The organism is Mycolicibacterium parafortuitum, from assembly GCF_002086815.1.
Taxonomy (GTDB): domain Bacteria; phylum Actinomycetota; class Actinomycetes; order Mycobacteriales; family Mycobacteriaceae; genus Mycobacterium; species Mycobacterium parafortuitum.
Map to the genome: position 1 here is coordinate 214,294 of NZ_MVID01000002.1, position 19,858 is coordinate 234,151.

Genomic DNA, 19,858 nt, shown 5'->3' on the forward strand with positions numbered 1-19,858 from the left:
CCTACACCTGCTTCGGCGCCAACATCAGGTCGACCCAGTTCTCCGCAGGCGCCAGCTTGTCGGAACCAGGCGCGTACACGCCGACTCCACCTGCCGGGTCGACGAACTTGCCGTTCTGATCGTAGGTCGCCACCGATGTCGAGCTGGCCAAGGGGGCCTCGGCCGGCAGCGGCGCAGCTCCGGCGGGCGGTGCAGGCGCGGGCGGCGCCAGCGGCGGCCGGCCGTACGGCGGCACCACCTGATCCGGCGGCGAGAAGTACGGCCACGGAGGCGGCGGCGGACCGTCGGCGGGCGGCACCGGCAGCGGGAACGGTGCGTGCGGCGCAGGACCGGGCCCGGGCGCCACTCCCGGCGGCAGCTGCACCGCAGGCGGGCCCGGATCCGGATCGACCTGCGGCGGGATCATCGGGAACTTGTTGGGCGGCAGGATGTTGCGGCCGTCCTCGATGGGGGTGCCGACCGGGACCGGCGGACCGCGCCACGGGTTGTTGCCCAGCGGCACATACCCGCGAGGGTCGCGGCAGAGCTGCACGGTCGGCGCCCGCTTGCCCGGGAACTCCTGGCACGGGTAGTTGCGGGCACCGCGCACGACGCTCGGATCGTTCTGCGGCACCTTGCAGTACAGGTCCGTGGGCAGTTCACGCAGCGTGGTGTCGGCCGGCGAGCGGATCTGGGTCGCCGGGACGAAGCCGGTCGCACACGGCGGCGGATCCTGCAGGTGGATCTTGAAGTCCAGCTTGCCGCCCTCGTCGGTCGGCACGCCGCCGGCCACGGTGTTCAGTGCGGCCAGCAACGCCGGGAACACCACCAGGGCGTGCTCGAGGGACTTGTTGTAGATCACCCCGATCCGGCCGAAGTTGGCCAGGTTCGCCGCCAGCATCGGGAACGACGGCCGGATGCCGTCGAACGTCTCGTTGGCCACCTCGGCGGTGCCGGGCACCGTCTGCAGCGTGGTGCGCAGCTGCGGATCGGCGTTGGCCACCTCGGTGGTGAGCCTGCCCAACCCCTCGGCGAGCGAACGGATGTCGTCGCCGCTGCGGATCTGCGCCTGCAGGAACGGACCGGCCTGATCGATCAGCTGCGAGACCTCGTCGTAGTTCGCGTTGGCCTCGTCGACGAGCAACCTCGACGACTGGATCAACCGAGCCAGTTCCGGCCCGGATCCGTTGAACGCCTTGAACGTCTCGCCGAGCAGGTCCTGCAACCGGCTGTCGGTGACGCTCTGGACCAGGTTCTCGGCTTCCTGCAGCAGGCCGGCGACGTCCTGGCCGATCGCGGTGCGGTCCACCGTGATGTCGGATCCGTCGCGCAGCATCGTCTCGGACGCGTCCTCGGGCGGCACCAGGTCGACGTACTGCTCACCGATCGCCGACACGCTCTTGACCGTCGCGGTGACGTTCTCCGGAACCGGTGTGCCGCTGTTCAACTGCATGTGCGCGACGACACCGGAGTCCGACAGGCCCACCGACGTGACGTGCCCGATGGTCACGCCGCGGTAGGTCACGTTGGCGTTCTGGTACAGGCCGCCGCCCGCCTCGAAGTTGGCGGTCACGTCGTAGGCGCCGATCCCGACGGCCGACGGCACGCGCAGGTAGAACAGCGACACCGCGCCGACGCTGAGCACCGTGACGATCGCGAAGATCATCAGCTGGATGCGGGTCAGACGGCTCAGCATTACGGCGCCCCCTCGTGTTGCGTCGCGGTGCCCGGCGGGATCTTGAACGGATCCGCCGCCTGCCCGGAGAGGTTGGCCATCGCACCGGTGAGGAAGTCCGGAGGATTGACGACCTCGCTGATGCGCTTCATGTTCGGGTCCAGACCCAGCGAGGTGGTGAAGACCGACTCACCCACGCGTCGCAGGGTCAGGTCGAACGTGGTGTACACGTTCAGATAGTCACCGCGCACGGCGTTGCGCAGGTACTTGTAGTGGAACGGGAACGTCGGCAGGAACTCCAGGTCCTTGATGAAGAAGTCCGCGTTGTCGTTGAGCGCCTTGATGACCGGGAACAGATCCTTGAAGTCCGCGGCGAAATCGTCCTTGGTCTCCCGCAGCACCCGCGACGCGACCTCGGCGAAGCTGCGCAGCGCTCCGAACGCGTCGACGAGCTGGGCGCGGTTGTCGTTGAGCACCTTCAGCGCCTCGGGCAGCGTGTCGAGCGTGCGGCCCAGGCTGTCCTTGCTGCCCGCCAGGATCCCGGCGAAGCGATTCAGTCCGTCAGCCGCGGCGATGATGTCGTTGGTCTGGCGGTCCAGTGACGCGGTCAGCTCGGCCAGCCGCGGGATCAGGCCTTCGAACGTACCCGTCCGGCCTGCGACGGCGTTGTAGGTCTCATCGGTGATGTCTTGCAGCGCACCGAGATTACCCTTGTTGACCACGACGCCGAGCGACGACAGCACCTGTTCGGTGGTCGGATAGTTGTCGACGTTCTCGATCGGGATCTGCGCGCCTTCGACCAGTTCGCCGCTGCCGCCGTCCAGCGGTTCGGCGAGCTCGATGTGCTGCGAGCCGAGCAGCGAGGTCTGCGCCACCCGCGCGATCACGTTGGCCGGCAGCTTGACGTTGCCGTCCAGCGACAGCTGCAGTTCCGCGAAGAATGTGCCGTCGGCGCGCTGCACGGCGTCCACGCCGGACACACTGCCGACGGTGACGTCGTCGACCATCACCGGTGAGTTCTGCGGCAGCGTCGCGACATCGGGCAACTGGATGCTGACCTTGTACCCGCCGCTGCCGTGCCCGGCGGTGCCGGGCATGTTCAACGAGTTCAGACCGCCGAATTGGCACCCGGTCAGCAGCAGCGCGACCGACGACAGCCCCAGGGCGCGGCGGATCATCGGCCCGCCTCCGCCGGTCCGGGCGCCACCGGTGCCGGATCGGGCTCGGGACCGCCCGCGTGCGACGCGGACGTCTCCGGACCCTGCGTCGGGACCAGCAGCGAGGTCAGGTCGGCGTCCGGCGCGACCTTCGGGGGCGTGACGCCGGGGGCGTTCTGCCACTGCAGATACGGCACAGGCGTTCTGGCCTTGGCCTCGGTCTCCGGGGTGTCGTAGATGATCTGCCCCTTGTAGGCGGTGATGCTGTTGATCGGGTGGAACATGATCGGCGGGTAGTTCATCGTGATGCGCTTGAACACCGGACCCATCCGCTGGCGGCAGATCTCGGCCCTCTTGTAGTTGTCGGGGGTGGCGGCCGCGTCGAACGTGCCGCCGCAGATGAACTGCACCGGGTTCGCGAAGTTCGGCAGCGTCAGCAACCCGCCGACCGTGCCCTGGGCGGGGTTGTAGATGTTGTAGAAGTTGCTCAGACCGTTGGGCGTGATGTGCAGGATCTGCTCGATGTCGTCACTGTGCTCGGTCAGCAGGTTCGTGAACTCGGTCAGCCGGTTGACCTGCCCGATCAGCGCCTCATTGCTGTCCCCGAGGAAGCCACGCACGTCAGACAGCGCCTGGTTCAGGGTTCCGAGGGTGACGTCGAGATCGTTGGACGCGTCGGCCAGCACCTGGGACACCGACGCGACATGGTTGGAGAACTGCACGATCTGCTCGTTGCTGTTCGACAACGCGTCGACGAGCACCTGAAGGTTGCGGATCGTGCCGAACAGGTCCGCGCGCGAATCGCCCAGGCGCCCGGCGGTTTGCGACAACTCGCGCAGAGCATTGCGGAAGCTGTCGCCGTTGCCGTCGAAGGTGTCGGCGGCCTGGTTGACGACCTCGGTCAGCGGGCCCTGCACCGAACCCTGGTGGGGTCCGAGCTGGGCGCTCAACGCGGTCAGTTGCTCCTTGACCTCGTCCCACTCCACCGGCACCGCGGTGCGGTCCAGTCCGATCTCCGCGCCGTCCGCCATCGCCGCGCCGCCGGTGAATGCCGGCGTCAGCTGAATGAACCTGGCGGACACCAGGTTCGGTGAGATCACCAGCGCCTTGGCGTCGGCGGGCACCTTCACGTCGCCGTCGATGGTCATCGTGATCTTGACGTCACCGGCCCGGGGTTCGATCTTGTCGATGGTGCCTACCGGCACGCCGACCACCCGGACGTCGTCGCCCGGGTAGAGCCCCACCGCGGAGGTGAAGTACGCGACGACCTTGTGCCCGGCGCGGTTGGGCCACACCAGGTACGCGCCGACCGCCAGCGTGACAACCAGCACGCCGGCAAGCGCGGTACGCACCCATCGGTTCCGCTTCAGCGAATTCTCCTGCGTCATGGTGACTTCGGCCTGATGATCATCCGCTCCGAGATGTAACCACGGAGCATGTCCGACAGGCTGTCAGGCAGCTTGCCCGGCTGGAAGTAGGTATCCAGCAGCACTTCGGCGATCGGGGCGGGCGGTAGGCCGTACAGGTTGATCTGGAAACCAGGACCGGATCCGACCACCTCGCCGAGCGCCGTCGCGTAGGCGGGCAGCCGCTTGAGCGCCTCACTGAGGTGCTCACGACGTTCGAGCAGGTTGTCCAGCACCAGGTTCAGCTTCTCCAGCGCCGGCTTGAACTCGCGCCTGTTGTCGGCGACGAACCCCGAGATCTGCTCGGACACGTCGTCGATGCCCGCGATCAGGTTGCTCAATGCCTGGCGGCGCTCGTCGAGGGCGGCGAAAAGCAGGTTGCCGTCGGTGATCAGCTGGTTGACCTGACCGGAGCGCTCCGCCAGCGTGTCCGACACGTTCTTGGCGTGGCCGAGCAGTTGGGCGAGCGCCTCGTCGCGCGCGTTGAGGCTGCGGGACAGGCTCGTGACTCCGTCGAGCGCCGAGCGCAGCTGCGGGGTCGCCTCTTTCAGCGAATCGGTGATCGTCTGCAGCGCCTGCTCGAACTTCGGCTTGTCCAGCTCGCTGACGTTCTGCCCGAGGTCCTGCAGCGCGGTGTTCAGCGTGTAGGGCGTGGTGGTGCGGCCCAGCGGGATGACTGTGGAGTCTCCTCCGCCCTTCGGCGTGACGGCCAGCGATTTCTCGCCGAGCACGGTGTCGGTCTTGATCGCGACCAGAGACTGGTCGCCGACCTTGACGTCGCGGTTGACGGTGAAGGTGATCTTCGCCGCGTCGCCGGCGAGTGCGACGTCGGTGACCTTGCCGACGACGATGCCGGACACGTTGACCTCGTTGCCCGGGATGATGCCACCCGCGTCGGCGAAGTACGCCTCGTACGGCTTGCCCTGCGGGAAGAACGGCAGGCTCGAGTATCCGAACGACACCAGCACCAGGCAGGCGACCAGGACGATGCCGAAGATGCCGGTGCGCAACGGGTTCGAGTCGTCAGTTCTACTCATCTTCAGCACACCTCCCCTTGCTCGGATCCGGCGGTCCGCCGAACGGGACCAGGATGTCGCTTCCTGCCGGGCCGTTGATCTTCAACCGCGTCGAGCAGTAGAAGATGTTGAAGAACGAGCCGTACGCACCGAGTGCATTGAGCCGCAGGTAGTTCTCGGCGAGTGGTTCGATGACCTTGTTCACGTCGGCCTTGCGCTCGTCCATCCGCTGGGCGAACGGCCGTACGTTCTCGATGACGCCCTGTACCGGCCTGCGCGAGGTCTCCAGCATCTCGGTCAGGTCGTTCTCGGCGGCGGCCAGCGGGCCGATCGCGCCGGCGATCGGGTCGCGGCCCTGGGCGAGCCCGGTGATCAGCTTCTGCAACTGGTCGACGCTGGCGTTGAACTGGGCGCCCTTCTCGTCGACGGTGCTCAGCACGGTGTTGAGGTTGGTGATCACGTCGCCGATCAGTTGGTCGCGGGCCGCGAGGTTCTGGGTGAACGCGCTGGTGTTGGCCAGCATCGCCGACAGCGCGCCACCCTCCCCCTGCAGCAGTTCGATCACCGCGTTGCTGATCTCGTTGACCTTCCCGCCGTCGAGACCCTTCAACACCGGCTTGAGCCCGCCGAGCAGAGCGTCGAGGTCCAGCGCGGGCTGGGTGTTGGTGATGGTGCCGCCGCTGGGCAGCTTCACGAGATCGCCCGGGCCCGAAGTGATCTCGAGGTACCGGTCACCGACCAGGTTCTCGTAGCGCACCACCGCCCTGGTCGAGGTGTAGAGCTGGTAGCGGTCGTTGACGGTGAACTCGACGTCGACGGAGTTGTCCGGGTTGAGTTTCAGCCCCTCGACGGTTCCGACCGGCACTCCGGCGATCCGGACGTCCTGGCCGGCCTTCAGTCGGGACGCGTTCTCGAACTTGGCGTGGTACTTGTCCTCCGACGCGAACCGGAACTCGCCGAAGACGACGATCAACGCGCCCGCGACCACCAGCATCACCACGGTGAACACGCTGACGCTGATCAGGGTTCTTCTGTCGCGATTCATCAGAAGTCGTCCCTTTCCGCGAAGGCCCCGTTGAACAGGAACTGCAGCGTCGACGGTGCGTCGAACTGGAGCTCGGTGTTCGGCTGGTACGGCACATAGGCGTTGTCGGTGACGAGGAACGGCGTGTGATACCAGGATCCGCCGTACTGCTTGCTCGGAACGTCGGGAAGGCCGCGGCAGTTCGGGCCGCCGGACGCGTTGACGACCGGCAGGCTCTCCGGGTACGTGTACGCCGGGGAACCCGGAAGGAAGTTCGACGACACGAACAGGCCCGGACGGATACCGCCGATGATCGGGGCGAACCGGTCGATCGCGTTCGCGGTGCCCTTGAGCGTGCACCCGATCACCGGGGAGTACTCACCGGCCACCTTCAACGGTGCGCGCAGCCGCTGTACGGCGGCGATGTAGTCGTCGGCGCCGGGCTCCAGCGTCGCGGTGCCGTTGTTGGCCAGACCCGTCGCGGCCAGCAGCGCGGCGTTCAGGTTGTCCTGCTCGTCGACGATCGTCTTGCTGATCGCCGGCGCGTTCTCGAGCACGCGCACCAGATCGGGTCCGGCGTCGGCGTAGATGTCGGCGACCACCGCGGTGCGGCGCAGATCCTCCTGCAGTGTGGGCAGCTTCGGATTGAGTTGGCTCACGTAGTAATTCAGGCCCGACAGCAGCGCCCCGACGTCATCGCCGTGCCCGCGCATGCCCTCCCCGATCGCGGACAGGGTCGCGTTGAGGTTGATCGGGTCGATCTTGTCCAGCAAGTCGGTCAGGGTCTGGAACAACGTGTTGACCTCGAGCTGCACGAAGTCGGAGGTGACCTCCGCGCCCGGGCGCAGCCTCTCGCCGCTGGGCCGCTCCGGCGGCAGGAACTCCACCGCCTTCGCGCCGAAGATCGTGGTGCCGCCGATGCGCACCGGAGCGTTCTCGGGGATGTACCGCATGTCGCCGCGGTTGATCGCCAGCGTCAACTTGGCCCCGTTGCCCGCGTATTCGATCGACTCGACCTTGCCGACCTGGATCCCCCGGTACTTGACCTTCGCGTCGACATCCATCACCAGGCCCGCCCGCGGGGACAGCACGGTGACCTTGTCGGTCGGGGTGAACGCGGCGGTGTAGGACAGGTAGGTGAACACCACTGCGGCGAAAACCAGCGCAGCGAGGATCGCCGCAGCGATCCTCACATGGCTGCGCTTGGCGTCACCGTCGGCCATCGTGTTGCGTCCTTATCCGGAGAGGTTGAAGTTGCCCGAGGCGCCGTAGACGGCGAGGGAGATCAGCAGCACGATCGTGACCACCACGATCAGGGAGGTGCGCACGGCCTGTCCGACGGCGATGCCGACGCCGACGGGTCCGCCCGAGGCGTTGTAGCCGTAGTACGTGTGCACCAGCATCACCGCGATCGCCATCACGATGGCCTGCAGGAACGACCACAGCAGGTCGCTCGGGATCAGGAACGTGTTGAAGTAGTGGTCGTACAGGCCGCCCGACTGGCCGTTGATGTACACCGTGGTGAAGCGGGCGGCGAAGAACGCGGCGAGCACCGACAGCGCATACAGCGGCACGATCGCGATCAGCCCGGCGATCAGCCGGGTCGACACCAGATACGAAACCGCGTGCACCGCCATCGATTCCACCGCATCGATCTCCTCGGCGACCCGCATCGCGCCCAACTGGGCGGTGGCGCCCGCGCCGATGGTGGCCGCGAGCGCGATACCGGCGATCACCGGCGCGACGATGCGGACATTCAGGAACGCCGACAGGAATCCGGTGAGCGCCTCGATGCCGATGTTGCCCAGTGACGAGTAGCCCTGCACGGCGATGACGCCGCCGGAGGCCAGCGTCATGAACGCGGCCACCCCGACGGTGCCGCCGATCATCACCAGCGCTCCGGTGCCCATCGACATCTCGGCGATGAGCCGGATCGTCTCCTTGCGGTACCGGGTCAGCGCGTTGGGGACGTAGCGGAACGTCTCGCCGTAGAACAGCGCCTGCTCCCCGACCGTGTCGACGATGCGGGGGAAGACCCGAAGCAGCCGGCGGAACCGGATCGTGGCGTCGTAGCTCACCGCACCAGCACCCTCACCCCGATCGCCGTCATGATCACGTTGATCACGAACAGGCAGATGAACGCGTAGACCACCGTCTCGTTGACGGCGTTGCCGACGCCCTTGGGGCCACCCTGCACGGTCAGGCCGCGGTAGCAGCCGACCAGGCCGGCGACGACGCCGAACAGCAGCGCCTTGATCTCGGCGAGGATCAACTCGGGCAACCCGGTGAGTACCGTCAGCCCGTTGATGAACGCCCCGGGGTTGACCCCCTGCAGGAACACCGAGAACACGTAACCGCCTGCGAGGCCGATCAGGCAGACCAGGCCGTTGAGCAGCAGCGCGACGAACGTCGACGCCAGCACGCGGGGCACGACCAGACGCTGGATCGGGTCGATGCCGAGCACCCGCATCGCGTCGATCTCCTCGCGGATGGTGCGCGCCCCGAGATCGGCGCAGATCGCGGTCGCGCCCGCGCCGGCCACGACGAGCACCGTCACCACCGGACCCAGCTGGGTGATGGTGCCGAACGCGGTACCCGCCCCGGACAGATCGGCGGCACCGATCTCGCGCAGCAGGATGTTCAGCGTGAAGGCGACCAGCACGGTGAACGGGATCGCGACCAACAGCGTCGGCACCAGCGAGACGCGCGCGATCATCCAGGTCTGCTCGAGAAACTCCCGGAACTGGAACGGGCGGCGGAACGTCTTGACGAACGTGTCCAAGGACATTTCCACGAACCCGCCCACGGCCCGCGCTGGCGCCGCAAGCTGTTCGATCAACCTCGGCTCCGTTCTTAGGTCAAACAGGGTTCTCGGGTCAGCGGGGCGAACGAACGGGGAGCGATCCGTGTGGCGAAGTGCCAGGGACGTACCGTCCGCGTCGTGTTCCTACCCTTGGTCTAAGCGTTGCTCTTAGTGAGCCGGATCATACTAACTAGAACGTGTTCGCAGTGTCAAAGCGCGCAATATCCGGTTCACACTCTTAATTTACGCAGCTCACAGCATGTGTGACGCAGGTCATTCTAGAACGTGTTCTAGCAGCGTCGGAGCCGCGCGAGAAGGCCGGGATCAGGCCGGATCCCCCAGCCCCATCGCCGCCGAGAAGCTGCGTCCCGGATCCCTGTCAGCAAAGTAACCCTGCAATGTCGAGGACAACGCTGACGGATCCCAGGCGTCGCCGTCGGCACTGAATTGCGCCTCCGCCGTCGGAGCCGCGATCAGCGTCACCGTCGGACCATAAACGATGAACAGCTGTCCGTTGACCCCTTCGGCGGCCGGAGAGGCCAGGAACCGAACCAGGTTCACCACATGCTCTGGCGACAGCGGGTCGACCCCGCCGTCGGGCAACTCCGGCGCGTCACCGAACACACCGGCCGTCATGGCGGTGCGGGCTCGCGGCGCGATCGCGTTCGCCCGCACCCCGAACCGCTCCAGCGCCCGGGCGGCCGACAGTGTCAGGGCCGTGATCCCGGCCTTGGCGGCGCCGTAGTTGGGCTGCCCGACCGGGCCCGACAGGCCGGCCTCCGATGAGGTGTTGATGATCCGGCCGTAAACCGTCCCGTCACCGGCCTTGGCCTTCTCCCGCCAGTAGGCCGCCGCATTGCGGGTCAGCAGGAAGTGTCCGCGCAGATGCACGGCGATGACCGCGTCCCACTCCTCGTCGGACATGTTGAACAGGATGCGGTCGCGGGTGATCCCGGCGTTGTTCACGACGATCGCGAGACCGCCGAGCCCGTCCGCGGTCTCGACGAGCTCGTCCGCGGTGGAGCGCTGGCTGATGTCGCCGGCGACCGCGACGCCCTTGGCGCCTGCCGAGGCGATCTCGTCGAGCACATCGGACTTGTCGAGTGCGGCGGCGATGTCGTTGACGACGACGGTGGCGCCGGCTTTGGCGAGGCCGACGGCTTCCGCGCGGCCCAGGCCGGCGGCCGCTCCGGTGACCACCGCGACGCGGCCGGACAGATCAGTTTCAGTCAACTTACGAATACCTCTAGTCGTGTCGGATCAGGGCGGCGCGGGGGCACTCGGCGATGGATTGTTCGGCCAGCGCCTCTTCACCGGGGGGCACCGGGTCGGCCTTCACGACGGCGTAGTCCTCGTCGTCGAGCTCGAACAGGTCGGGGGCAATTCCGACACACACGGCGTTGCCCTCGCAACGGTCACGATCCACTTCCACTCGCATGAGCATCTCCTGTCGGTCCGGGCTGCTGGTCCGATCTTGCTTGGCGTCCAGTGTGTCAGCACCTGGACCCCAAGACTAGAACGTGTTACAACGAGGGTGGACCGGAGGTACGCGTTCGGCGCGCATCGATCCACCCGGGACTAAGGCTTGCAGACTAGTGAGGACGACGCGATGCGGATCGGCTACACCCCTGAACAAGAGGAGTTGCGGCGCGAGTTGCGGGCGTACTTCACCAAGCTGATGACGCCCGAGCGGGCGGAGGCGTTGGCCGCCAGCGACGGTGAGATGGGCCGCGGAAACGTGTACCGCGAGACGGTCGCCCAGATGGGCAAGGACGGCTGGCTGACGCTGTCGTGGCCGAAGGAGTTCGGCGGCCAGGCGCGGCCCCCGATGGACGGCCTGATCTTCAACGACGAGGCCTCCATCGCGAATGTGCCGGTCCCGTTCCTGACGATCAACAGCGTCGCGCCGACGATCATGCACTTCGGCACCGAGGAGCAGAAGAAGTTCTTCCTGCCGCGCATCGCCAAGGGCGAACTCCACTTCTCCATCGGCTACTCCGAGCCCGGCGCCGGTACCGACCTCGCGTCGCTGCGCACCTCGGCGGTGCGCGACGGCGACGACTACGTGATCAACGGCCAGAAGATGTGGACCAGCCTGATCGCGTACGCCGACTACGTGTGGCTGGCCGTGCGCACCAATCCCGAGGCCAAGAAGCACCGGGGAATCTCGATGCTGATCGTCCCGACCACTGCCGAGGGCTTCTCGTGGACACCGGTGCACACCATGTCGGGTGTGGACACCAGCGCGACCTACTACCAGGACGTGCGGGTGCCGAAGTCGGCTCTGGTCGGCGAGGAGAACGGCGGCTGGAAACTCGTCACCAACCAGCTCAACCACGAACGCGTCGCGTTGGTGTCCGCGCAGCCGATCTTCGTGGCCCTCAACGGTGTCCGCGAATGGGCGCAGAACACCAAGGACGTGCACGGCAAGCGGCTGATCGACTCCGAATGGGTGCAGCTGAACCTGGCTCGGGTGCACGCCAAGGCCGAGGTGCTCAAGCTGATCAACTGGGAGCTGGCCTCCGCCTCGGACGCGGCGCCGTCGCCCGCGGACGCGTCGGCGGCCAAGGTGTTCGGCACCGAGCTGGCCACAGAGGCGTACCGGTTGTTGATGGAGGTCCTCGGGACCGCTGCCACGCTGCGGCCGAACTCCCCCGGTGCGCTGCTGCGGGGCCGGGTCGAGCGCATGCACCGCTCCTGCCTGATCCTGACCTTCGGCGGCGGCACCAACGAGATTCAGCGCGACATCATCGGCATGGTCGCGCTCGGGCTTCCCCGAGTCAACCGGTAAGGACGTTCACATGGATTTCAGGACCACAGAAGCCAGCGAGGATCTCGGCGGCTTGGTGCGCACCATCACCGAATCGGTGTGTACGCCGGAGCATCAGCGTGAGCTCGACGGGCTCAGTTCCGAATCCGGCGGCCGTTTCGACCGAACGCTCTGGAGCAAGCTGATCGACGCCGACATCCTGTCGACCACCGCCCCGGAGTCGGTGGGCGGCGGCGGATTCGGCGTGCTCGAAGAGGTCGCCGTACTGGTGGCCCTGGGTCGTCAGCTCGCGGCGGTGCCGTATCTCGAGTCGGTGGTGCTCGGTGTCGGAGCGCTGGCCCGGTTCGGCTCGGACTCCCTGCAGCAGCAATGGGCGGCGCCGGCGATCAAGGGCGAGAAGGTGATCGCGATCGCCCTCGACGGTGAGATGGGTGACGGACCGGTGCGCGCCACCGGTTCCGGCGACGGGTTCACGCTGACCGGCACGAGGACGCAGGTCGCGTTCGGCGCCGGGGCGGATGCGTTCCTCGTGCCCGCCGAAACCGATTCGGGCGTGGCGGTTTTTCTGGTCGACGCCACCGACGCCGGCGTCGGCGTGACCGCACTGGACACCACCGGCCACGGCAGCGTCGCGCGGCTTCAGCTGCAGGCGGTTGGCGTCGCAGCCGACCGCAGGATCGGCGGCGCTGAGGTGCTCGACTGGCTGGTGACCCGGAACGCGCTGGCGCGCAGCGCCTATCAGCTCGGCGTGGTGGAACGCGCGCTGGAGCTGACCGCGACGTACGCACGCGAGCGCGAGCAGTTCGACCGGCCGATCGGCAGCTTCCAGGCGGTGTCGTCCCGGCTGGCCGACGGCTACATCGACATCAAGGGACTGCGGCTGACCTTGACGCAGGCCGCGTGGCGGGTCTCGGAGGATCTTCCCGCCGACGTGGACGTCGCCAGCGCGGCGTTCTGGGCGGCCGAGGCGGGACACCGCGTCGCGCACACCGCGGTGCACGTGCACGGTGGTGTCGGCATCGACGTCGACCATCCCGTGCACCGGTACTTCCTGGCCGCCAAGCAGACCGAGTTCGCGCTCGGCGGAGCCACCGGGCAGCTGCTGCGCATCGGCCGCACTCTGGCCGACACCCCGGCTTGACCGCGGCCACCGCACCGACCGTCTCCGCGCTGCTCTCGGACCTGACCGAGGTCGACGACCGGGGAGTGCGCTGGGTCGACCCCGACTCGGGCTCGGTGTCGTTCGTCAGCTGGCGCGACCACATTCGCGACGGTGCGGCGCTGGCGTCGGCGCTGCGCGACCGCCTCGACGGCGACCGGCCCGCCCATGTCGGCGTGCTGTTGGGCAACACCCCGTTCTTCGCTACCGTGCTGGTCGCCGCGGCCCTGTCGGGGATCGTGCCCGTCGGGCTGAACCCGACCCGGCGCGGTGTCGCGCTGCAACGCGACATCGACCACGCCGACTGCCAGTTGGTGCTCGCCGATGCCGAGAACGCGCAGCCCGGCATCGAGGCGATCGACGTCGAATCCGGCGAGTTCGCCGCCGAACTCGCCGCGCGCCGGGGCGCACCGGTGGACTTCGGGGCGAGCGATCCCGACGACCTCTTCATGTTGATCTTCACGTCCGGGACCAGCGGGGACCCGAAAGCCGTCCGGTGCACCCACGAGAAGGTCGCGTTTCCCGGGCGGATGCTCGCCGAACGTTTCGGGTTGGGACCCGCGGACACGTGTTATCTGTCGATGCCGCTGTTTCATTCGAACGCGATCATGGCGGGCTGGGCGCCCGCGGTGGCCGCCGGTGCCTCGATCGGGCTACGCCGCAAATTCTCGGCGTCGCAGTTCTTTCCGGATGTCCGGCGGTTCGGCGCGACGTACGCCAACTACGTCGGCAAACCGCTGTCCTACATCCTGGCCACCCCGCAGCGCCCCGACGACGCCGACAACCCGCTGCGGATCGCGTACGGGAACGAAGGTGCGCCACGCGATCTGGTCAGGTTCGCCGAACGCTTCGGTGTCCGGGTGGTCGACGGGTTCGGCTCCAGCGAGGGCGGGGTGTCCATCGCCCGCACCCCCGACACGCCCGACGGCGCGCTGGGCCCACTGCTGGGCGGGGTGACGATCGTCGACGTCGACACCGGCACCGTGTGCCCGCCGGGTGTGGTCGGCGAGCTCGTCAACACCGACGGTCCCGGTCAGTTCCGCGGCTACTACAAGGATCCCGATGCCGAGGCCGAGCGGATGCGTGGCGGCGTGTACCACAGCGGCGATCTGGCCTACCGCGACGAGAACGGGTTCGCGTACTTCGCCGGGCGCCTCGGTGACTGGATGCGGGTCGACGGCGAGAACATCGGCACCGCACCGGTCGAGCGGATCCTGATGCGCCATCCCGACATCAGCGAGGTCGCCGTCTACCCGATCCCGGACCCCGCCGTCGGGGATCAGGTGATGGCCGCCGTGGTGCTGCGCGACGGCGCCACCTTCGATCCGGTGCGATTCACCGAATTCCTGTCCTCGCAAACCGATCTGGGCCCCAAACAGTGGCCGGCATACGTGCGGGTGTGCACCGAGCTGCCGCGCACCGAGACGTTCAAGGTGCTCAAGCGCCACCTGTCCGCCGAAGCCACCACCTGTGCCGACCCGGTCCATCCGGTTCCCCGGTCGCGGCGCTGACAGCGTGGCCCACGAGGTCAATGTGCGGGAATTCGAGGTCGACCGCACCGCCGTCGACGATGATTCCCTGGTGACCGACGGATCAATGAAGGCGATCGCTCCGCGGCAGTACCTCGGCCAGAAGATCCATGGCTGACCGGCATCCCGACGTTGCCTCGATGCTGCTCGCCCGCCTCGGCGACGAGCGGCTCGGGCTGCGGACCCGGGACCGCGACTGGACGTGGGACGAGGTGGTCGGCGAATCGGCTGCCCGCGCCGGGCTGGCTCGGCATCTGCGCGTCCCGGGCCCGTTCCACGTCGGGGTTCTGTTGGCCAACGTCCCCGACTTCGTGTTCTGGCTCGGCGGAGCCGCGCTCGCCGGGGCGACCGTCGTCGGATTGAACCCGACCCGCGGCGCGGCCGACCTGGCCGCCGACATCCGGCACGCCGACTGTCAGCTGATCGTCACCGACACCGACGGGGCGGACCGGCTGCGCGGTATCGACCACGGCCTGCCCGAGGAGCGTGTACTGATCGTCGACGACCCCGGGTATCGCGCCGCTGTGGCCGCGCACCGCACGGCACCGGTCGCGGCGTCCGGCGTCGGCCCCGCTTCCCTGTTCCTGCTGCTGTTCACGTCCGGAACCACCGGGACGTCGAAGGCCGTCAAGTGCAGCCAGGGCCGGCTGGCCAGGATCGCGTACGCGGCGACGGAGAAGTTCGGCCACCACCGCGGCGACGTCGACTACTGCTGCATGCCGCTGTTCCACGGCAACGCCATCATGGCGCTGTGGGCACCGGCGTTGGTCAACGGCGCCACCGTCTGTCTGACACCGTCGTTCTCGGCGTCGCGGTTCCTGTCCGACATCCGGTACTTCGGGGCCACGTTCTTCACCTATGTCGGCAAGGCGCTGGCGTACCTGATGGCGACCCCCGAAGAGTCCGACGACGCGGACAACACGTTGACCCGTGGGTTCGGCACCGAGGCCTCGCCGGAGGACCAGGCCGAGTTCCGCCGCCGTTTCGGCGCCGAACTGTTCGAGGGGTACGGCTCCAGCGAGGGCGGCGCGGTCGCGACCCCCGATCCCGCCGCGCCGGCCGGCGCGCTCGGCCGGCCCGCCCACCAGGATGTGGTCGTCGTCGACCCGGAGACGCTGACTCCCTGCCCGGCAGCGGTTCTCGACCCGCAGGGCAGGGTGACTAACGCGGACGAGGCCATCGGCGAGATCGTCGACCGGCGCGGCGCCCGGGATTTCGAGGGGTACTGGCGCAACGACGCCGCCGACGCGGAGCGGGTCCGCAACGGCTGGTACTGGTCCGGCGATCTGGGATACGTGGACACGCAGGGGTTCCTGTACTTCGCAGGCAGGCGTGGCGACTGGATCCGCGTCGACGGTGAGAACACATCGGCGCTCGCGATCGAGCGGGTGCTGCGCCGCCATCCCGAGGTGATCGCCGCGGCGGTCTACGGGGTCCCGGATCCACGGTCGGGAGACCAGGTGATGGCCGCGGTCGAGGTCGCCGAGCCGGGCACGTTCGACGTCGACGCGTTCGCGGTCTTCGTCTCCTCCCAGGAGGATCTGGGCTCCAAGGGTTTTCCACGGTTGCTGCGGGTGTCGCCACGACTTCCGGCGACCGGGTCGAACAAGATCCTCAAGCGCGATCTGCAGGCGCAGCGCTGGCACACCGAGGAGCGGGTGTACCGCTGGGCGGGCCGCGGCCGTCCGGACTACCGGCTGATGACCGCTGAGGACCGCGCAGCATTGGACGAGGAGTTCGCACAACACGGAAGGGCGAGTTATGTCGGATGAGCGCTTGCGCGAAGACCAATCACACACGGATGAGCGCTTGCGCGAAGACCAAACCCATTGGGATGAGACGACCGACGTCCTCGTCGCGGGGTCGGGTGCGGGCGGGGTCACCGGTGCCTACACCGCAGCGCGCGAGGGTCTGTCCGTGATTCTCGTGGAGGCGACGGAGAAGTTCGGCGGGACCACGGCGTACTCCGGCGGCGGCGGGATGTGGTTCCCGTGCAATCCGGTGCTGAAACGGGCCGGCGCCGACGACACCATCGAGGACGCACTCGAGTACTACACCGCCGTGGTGGGTGACCGCACCCCACGCGCGCTGCAGGAGGCCTATGTCCGCGGCGGCGCACCGCTGATCGAGTACCTGGAAACCGATGAGCTGCTGAAGTTCTCGCTGCTCCCGTGGCCCGACTACTTCGGTAAGGCACCGAAGTCACGCGCGGACGGGATGCGTCACATCGCGGCCAAACCGTGGAAGGTCGCCGCTGCGCCGAAGTTCCGCGAGCTGATCCGCGGGCCCCTCGACACCGACCGGCTGGGCCATCCGGTTCCGGAGGACTACTACGTGGGCGGGCGTGCGCTGATCGCCCGGTTCCTGGCCGCCGCCGAACGCCATCCGGGATCCTCGGCACGGCTGAACACCGCACTGGTGGAGCTGGTCGTCGAGGACGGCAGGGTCGTCGGCGCCGTCGTGGAGACCGACGGCCAGCCCCGCAGGATCCGGACCACCCGCGGTGTCCTGTTGGCGGCCGGGGGGTTCGAATGCAACGACGACATGCGGGCGCGCTACGGCGTACCGGGCAGCTCCCGGGACACCATGGGGCCGTGGGGTAATCGCGGCCTGGCCCACCAGGCCGCGATCGCCGTCGGCGCGGACACCGACCTGATGGATCAGGCCTGGTGGTCCCCCGGTCTGACCCATCCCGACGGCACCTCGGCGTTCGCGTTGTGGTTCACCGGCGGGATCTTCGTCGACGATCAGGGCCGTCGGTTCGTCAACGAGTCGGCGGCCTACGACCGGATCGGCCGGGCCGTGCTGGACGCGATGGCCGACGGCCGGGTCACATTGCCGTTCTGGATGATCTACGACGACAGCGACAACGGTGTCCCGCCGGTCAAGGCGACCAACGTGTCGATGGTCGAACCCGAGAAATACGTGGCGGCGGGGCTGTGGCGCAGCGCGGACACGCTGGAGGAACTCGCCACCGCGATCGGCGTGCCCCCGGCCAATCTCGTCGAGTCGGTGTCCCGGTTCAACGACTTCGTCCGCGACGGCGTCGACCAGGACTTCGGTCGGGGCGACGAGGCATACGACCGAGCGTTCTCCGGTGGCGCCCCACCGCTGTACGCGATCGAGAAGGGCCCGTTCCACGCCGCCGCGTTCGGCGTCTCCGATCTCGGCACCAAAGGTGGGTTGCGCACCGACACCGTCGGGCGTGTACTCGACGCGGCGGACCACGTGATCCCGGGCCTGTACGCGGCTGGCAACACGATGGCCGCGCCCAGCGGGACGGTGTATCCGGGCGGCGGAAACCCGATCGGCACCAGCATGGTGTTCAGCCATTTGGCCGTGCTGGACATGGTGAGAGGAGGCACGCCATGAGCGGTACGGACACGGTGCGTCACATCGACACCGGGCAGGAGATGACACGGTTCGCGCGCGGCTGGCACTGCCTGGGTCTCGCGGAGTCCTTCCGCGACGGGCGCCCCCACGGCATCGACGCGTTCGGCACCATGCTGGTGGTGTTCGCCGACTCCGACGGCCAGATCCACGTGCTGGACGGCTACTGCAGGCATATGGGCGGCAACCTGGCCCAGGGCGAGATCAAGGGCGACCAGATCGCGTGCCCGTTCCACGACTGGCGCTGGGGTGGCGGCGGCAGATGCACGCTGGTCCCGTACGCCAAGCGCACACCGCGGCTGGCGCGCACCCGGGCCTGGCCCACGACGGAGGTCAACGGCCAGCTGCTGGTGTGGCACGACCCGGAGGGTTCGGCGCCCGCGACGGAACTGATCCCGCCGACGATCGAGGGTTTCGACGAGGGCCGCTGGTCGCCGTGGCAGTGGAGTTCGGTGCTGATCGAGGGTGCGCACTGCCGCGAGATCGTGGACAACGTCGTCGACATGGCGCATTTCTTCTACATCCATCACGCGTATCCGACGTACTTCAAGAACGTCATCGACGGCCACACCGCGAGCCAGTTCATGGAGTCCAAACCGCGCCCGGACTACACGCCGAATCCCGAGAAGCTCTGGGATGGAACGTATCTGCGGTCCGAGGCGACGTACTTCGGTCCGGCGTACATGATCAACTGGTTGCACAACGACCTCGGCCCGGATTTCACCGTCGAGGTCGCGCTGATCAACTGCCACTACCCCGTCACCCATCACTCGTTCATGCTGCAGTGGGGTGTTGCGGTGCGGGAGATGCCGGGACTGCCCGCCGACAACGCCGCGAAACTGGCCGGCGCGATGAACAGTTCGTTCGGTGAGGGCTTCCTCGAAGACGTCGAGATCTGGAAGAACAAGTCGCCGATCGAGAACCCGCTGCTCACCGAGGAAGACGGACCGGTGTACCAGCTGCGGCGCTGGTACGAGCAGTTCTATGTCGACGCGGCCGATGTGACACCGGACATGACCACCCGCTACGAGCAGGAGGTCGACACCACCCACGCCTACGAGCTGTGGCAACAGGAGGTGGACCGCAACATGGCGGCGCGGAAGACCGGCATCCGCTGACTTCTGCCACTCGACGAGCACATCGCCGATCTTGATCTACGCTTCGATCGACAGCACGAAATGTTCTCCGACAGGGGTTCGGCCATGAAGCGTAGCGTCGTCACCTGGTCTGCCGCGGTCGTCGCGGCGCTCGCGCTCGTCGTCTCCGGCTGCGGCAGCGGCTCGGAGACCTCATCCTCCCCCGCGTCCTCGCCGGAGACCACATCCTCCCCCGCATCCGAGACGTCGACGAGCACCGCCCCGCCCAGCACGGCGCGTATCTCGCCGCGCGAGCAGGCCCCGGCCGGACCCGCGCCGACGATCGCCGACTACATCAAGGAGAACGGCATCGAAGAGTCGCCGGTGAAACGCGGCGATCCCGGCGCTCCCCAGATCGACCTGCCGCTCCCGGAGGGCTGGGAGGACGCCGGCGCGGACAAGCCGGAGTGGGCATACAGTGCGATCATCTACACCGGTCCGGAGGCGGCCGAATACTCACCGAGCATCGTCGCACTGCTGTCGAAGCTGGTCGGTGACGTCGACCCGCAGGCCGTCCTCGATGCCGCCGCCGGCGAGGCCAGCAATCTGCCCGGCTGGGAACCGATGAACGAGGGAAAGATGACGACGCTGGGCGACTACCCGGCCTTCCAGCTCGGCGGCACCTGGGTTCAGGACGGGGTCACGAAGATGGCCGCGCAGAAGACAGTCGTGATCCCGGGCGGCGACGGGTCGTGGTATGTGTTGCAGCTCAACGCCGACTCACTGGAAAGTCAGCTCGACGTGCTGGGCCCGGCGACCCTCGCGATCGACGACGAGACGGTGATCACCCCGCGCTAGCCCCGCGACCGGACCG

The 19,858-nt window shown here is 67.9% G+C and carries 18 protein-coding genes; 8 read left to right on the forward strand and 10 right to left on the reverse strand.

Annotated elements, in window-relative coordinates:
• Window position 1 precedes the first annotated feature (1 nt).
• From BST38_RS03660 to BST38_RS03705, 10 genes are all read right to left on the reverse strand, one after another.
• The gene (locus tag BST38_RS03660; protein ID WP_083141886.1) at window positions 2-1,675 is read right to left on the reverse strand and encodes an MCE family protein; all 1,674 of its coding nucleotides are present in this window, start codon (window positions 1,673-1,675) and stop codon (window positions 2-4) included.
• A complete protein-coding gene (locus BST38_RS03665; protein ID WP_083141887.1) occupies window positions 1,675-2,832 on the reverse strand; it encodes an MCE family protein in 1,158 nt (385 codons plus the stop codon). The genes BST38_RS03660 and BST38_RS03665 overlap by 1 nt, the downstream gene beginning before the upstream one ends.
• Window positions 2,829-4,199, reverse strand: coding sequence for an MCE family protein (locus BST38_RS03670; protein ID WP_083141888.1), 1,371 nt, complete (start codon window positions 4,197-4,199; stop codon window positions 2,829-2,831). The genes BST38_RS03665 and BST38_RS03670 overlap by 4 nt, the downstream gene beginning before the upstream one ends.
• Window positions 4,196-5,254: a virulence factor Mce family protein gene (locus tag BST38_RS03675; RefSeq protein ID WP_083142097.1), complete on the reverse strand. Its 1,059-nt coding sequence runs from the start codon at window positions 5,252-5,254 to the stop codon at window positions 4,196-4,198. The genes BST38_RS03670 and BST38_RS03675 overlap by 4 nt, the downstream gene beginning before the upstream one ends.
• Entirely contained in the window at window positions 5,247-6,278 is a 1,032-nt protein-coding gene (locus tag BST38_RS03680; protein WP_083141889.1) for an MCE family protein, read from the reverse strand. Before BST38_RS03680 ends, BST38_RS03675 begins: the two co-directional genes overlap by 8 nt.
• Complete coding sequence (locus BST38_RS03685) at window positions 6,278-7,480, reverse strand: MCE family protein (RefSeq protein ID WP_083141890.1); 1,203 nt, start codon at window positions 7,478-7,480, stop codon at window positions 6,278-6,280. The genes BST38_RS03680 and BST38_RS03685 overlap by 1 nt, the downstream gene beginning before the upstream one ends.
• Before the next feature lie 12 nt (window positions 7,481-7,492).
• Complete coding sequence (locus BST38_RS03690) at window positions 7,493-8,335, reverse strand: MlaE family ABC transporter permease (RefSeq protein ID WP_083141891.1); 843 nt, start codon at window positions 8,333-8,335, stop codon at window positions 7,493-7,495.
• Window positions 8,332-9,096 (reverse strand): MlaE family ABC transporter permease, encoded by a 765-nt coding sequence (locus BST38_RS03695; protein WP_083141892.1) that lies wholly within the window; start codon window positions 9,094-9,096, stop codon window positions 8,332-8,334. The genes BST38_RS03690 and BST38_RS03695 overlap by 4 nt, the downstream gene beginning before the upstream one ends.
• A gap of 288 nt (window positions 9,097-9,384) precedes the next feature.
• A complete protein-coding gene (locus BST38_RS03700) occupies window positions 9,385-10,293 on the reverse strand; it encodes a 3-oxoacyl-ACP reductase (RefSeq protein WP_181791956.1) in 909 nt (302 codons plus the stop codon).
• 13 nt (window positions 10,294-10,306) lie between these two features.
• Entirely contained in the window at window positions 10,307-10,498 is a 192-nt protein-coding gene (locus BST38_RS03705; protein ID WP_083142098.1) for a ferredoxin, read from the reverse strand.
• Between the two features lie 171 nt (window positions 10,499-10,669).
• Between BST38_RS03705 and BST38_RS03710 the strand changes: the two genes are divergently transcribed.
• The 8 genes from BST38_RS03710 (at window position 10,670) to lpqN (ending at window position 19,842) form a co-directional block, all read left to right on the forward strand.
• The gene (locus BST38_RS03710; protein ID WP_083141894.1) at window positions 10,670-11,851 is read left to right on the forward strand and encodes an acyl-CoA dehydrogenase family protein; all 1,182 of its coding nucleotides are present in this window, start codon (window positions 10,670-10,672) and stop codon (window positions 11,849-11,851) included.
• Window positions 11,852-11,861: 10 nt separating this feature from the next.
• Window positions 11,862-12,971 carry an acyl-CoA dehydrogenase family protein gene (locus BST38_RS03715; protein ID WP_083141895.1) on the forward strand — a complete coding sequence of 370 codons (1,110 nt, stop codon included), beginning with the start codon at window positions 11,862-11,864 and terminating at the stop codon, window positions 12,969-12,971.
• Window positions 12,968-14,500, forward strand: coding sequence for a long-chain-fatty-acid--CoA ligase FadD17 (gene fadD17, locus BST38_RS03720; RefSeq protein WP_083141896.1), 1,533 nt, complete (start codon window positions 12,968-12,970; stop codon window positions 14,498-14,500). Before BST38_RS03715 ends, fadD17 begins: the two co-directional genes overlap by 4 nt.
• 4 nt (window positions 14,501-14,504) lie before the next feature.
• The gene (locus BST38_RS29745; RefSeq protein WP_272818837.1) at window positions 14,505-14,636 is read left to right on the forward strand and encodes a hypothetical protein; all 132 of its coding nucleotides are present in this window, start codon (window positions 14,505-14,507) and stop codon (window positions 14,634-14,636) included.
• Entirely contained in the window at window positions 14,629-16,290 is a 1,662-nt protein-coding gene (gene casI / locus BST38_RS03725) for a steroid-22-oyl-CoA synthetase (RefSeq protein WP_083141897.1), read from the forward strand. The genes BST38_RS29745 and casI overlap by 8 nt, the downstream gene beginning before the upstream one ends.
• Window positions 16,280-17,890 carry an FAD-binding protein gene (locus tag BST38_RS03730; protein ID WP_083141898.1) on the forward strand — a complete coding sequence of 537 codons (1,611 nt, stop codon included), beginning with the start codon at window positions 16,280-16,282 and terminating at the stop codon, window positions 17,888-17,890. The genes casI and BST38_RS03730 overlap by 11 nt, the downstream gene beginning before the upstream one ends.
• A complete protein-coding gene (locus BST38_RS03735; protein WP_083141899.1) occupies window positions 17,887-19,026 on the forward strand; it encodes a 3-ketosteroid-9-alpha-monooxygenase, oxygenase component in 1,140 nt (379 codons plus the stop codon). The genes BST38_RS03730 and BST38_RS03735 overlap by 4 nt, the downstream gene beginning before the upstream one ends.
• Before the next feature lie 84 nt (window positions 19,027-19,110).
• Complete coding sequence (lpqN, locus tag BST38_RS03740) at window positions 19,111-19,842, forward strand: envelope biogenesis lipoprotein LpqN (protein ID WP_083142099.1); 732 nt, start codon at window positions 19,111-19,113, stop codon at window positions 19,840-19,842.
• Window positions 19,843-19,858: the final 16 nt, after the last annotated feature.

What these genes read in the sequence shown, in the direction of transcription:
- BST38_RS03730 (WP_083141898.1), top strand. Translation starts at nt 16,280, where the DNA reads ATGTCGGATGAGCGCTTGCGCGAAGACCAATCACACACGGATGAGCGC.
- BST38_RS03665 (WP_083141887.1), bottom strand. Translation starts at nt 2,832, where the DNA reads ATGATCCGCCGCGCCCTGGGGCTGTCGTCGGTCGCGCTGCTGCTGACC.
- BST38_RS03715 (WP_083141895.1), top strand. Translation starts at nt 11,862, where the DNA reads ATGGATTTCAGGACCACAGAAGCCAGCGAGGATCTCGGCGGCTTGGTG.
- BST38_RS03710 (WP_083141894.1), top strand. Translation starts at nt 10,670, where the DNA reads ATGCGGATCGGCTACACCCCTGAACAAGAGGAGTTGCGGCGCGAGTTG.
- BST38_RS03705 (WP_083142098.1), bottom strand. Translation starts at nt 10,498, where the DNA reads ATGCGAGTGGAAGTGGATCGTGACCGTTGCGAGGGCAACGCCGTGTGT.
- BST38_RS03660 (WP_083141886.1), bottom strand. Translation starts at nt 1,675, where the DNA reads ATGCTGAGCCGTCTGACCCGCATCCAGCTGATGATCTTCGCGATCGTC.
- BST38_RS03735 (WP_083141899.1), top strand. Translation starts at nt 17,887, where the DNA reads ATGAGCGGTACGGACACGGTGCGTCACATCGACACCGGGCAGGAGATG.
- BST38_RS03685 (WP_083141890.1), bottom strand. Translation starts at nt 7,480, where the DNA reads ATGGCCGACGGTGACGCCAAGCGCAGCCATGTGAGGATCGCTGCGGCG.
- BST38_RS03675 (WP_083142097.1), bottom strand. Translation starts at nt 5,254, where the DNA reads ATGAGTAGAACTGACGACTCGAACCCGTTGCGCACCGGCATCTTCGGC.
- lpqN (WP_083142099.1), top strand. Translation starts at nt 19,111, where the DNA reads ATGAAGCGTAGCGTCGTCACCTGGTCTGCCGCGGTCGTCGCGGCGCTC.
- casI (WP_083141897.1), top strand. Translation starts at nt 14,629, where the DNA reads ATGGCTGACCGGCATCCCGACGTTGCCTCGATGCTGCTCGCCCGCCTC.
- BST38_RS03680 (WP_083141889.1), bottom strand. Translation starts at nt 6,278, where the DNA reads ATGAATCGCGACAGAAGAACCCTGATCAGCGTCAGCGTGTTCACCGTG.
- BST38_RS03670 (WP_083141888.1), bottom strand. Translation starts at nt 4,199, where the DNA reads ATGACGCAGGAGAATTCGCTGAAGCGGAACCGATGGGTGCGTACCGCG.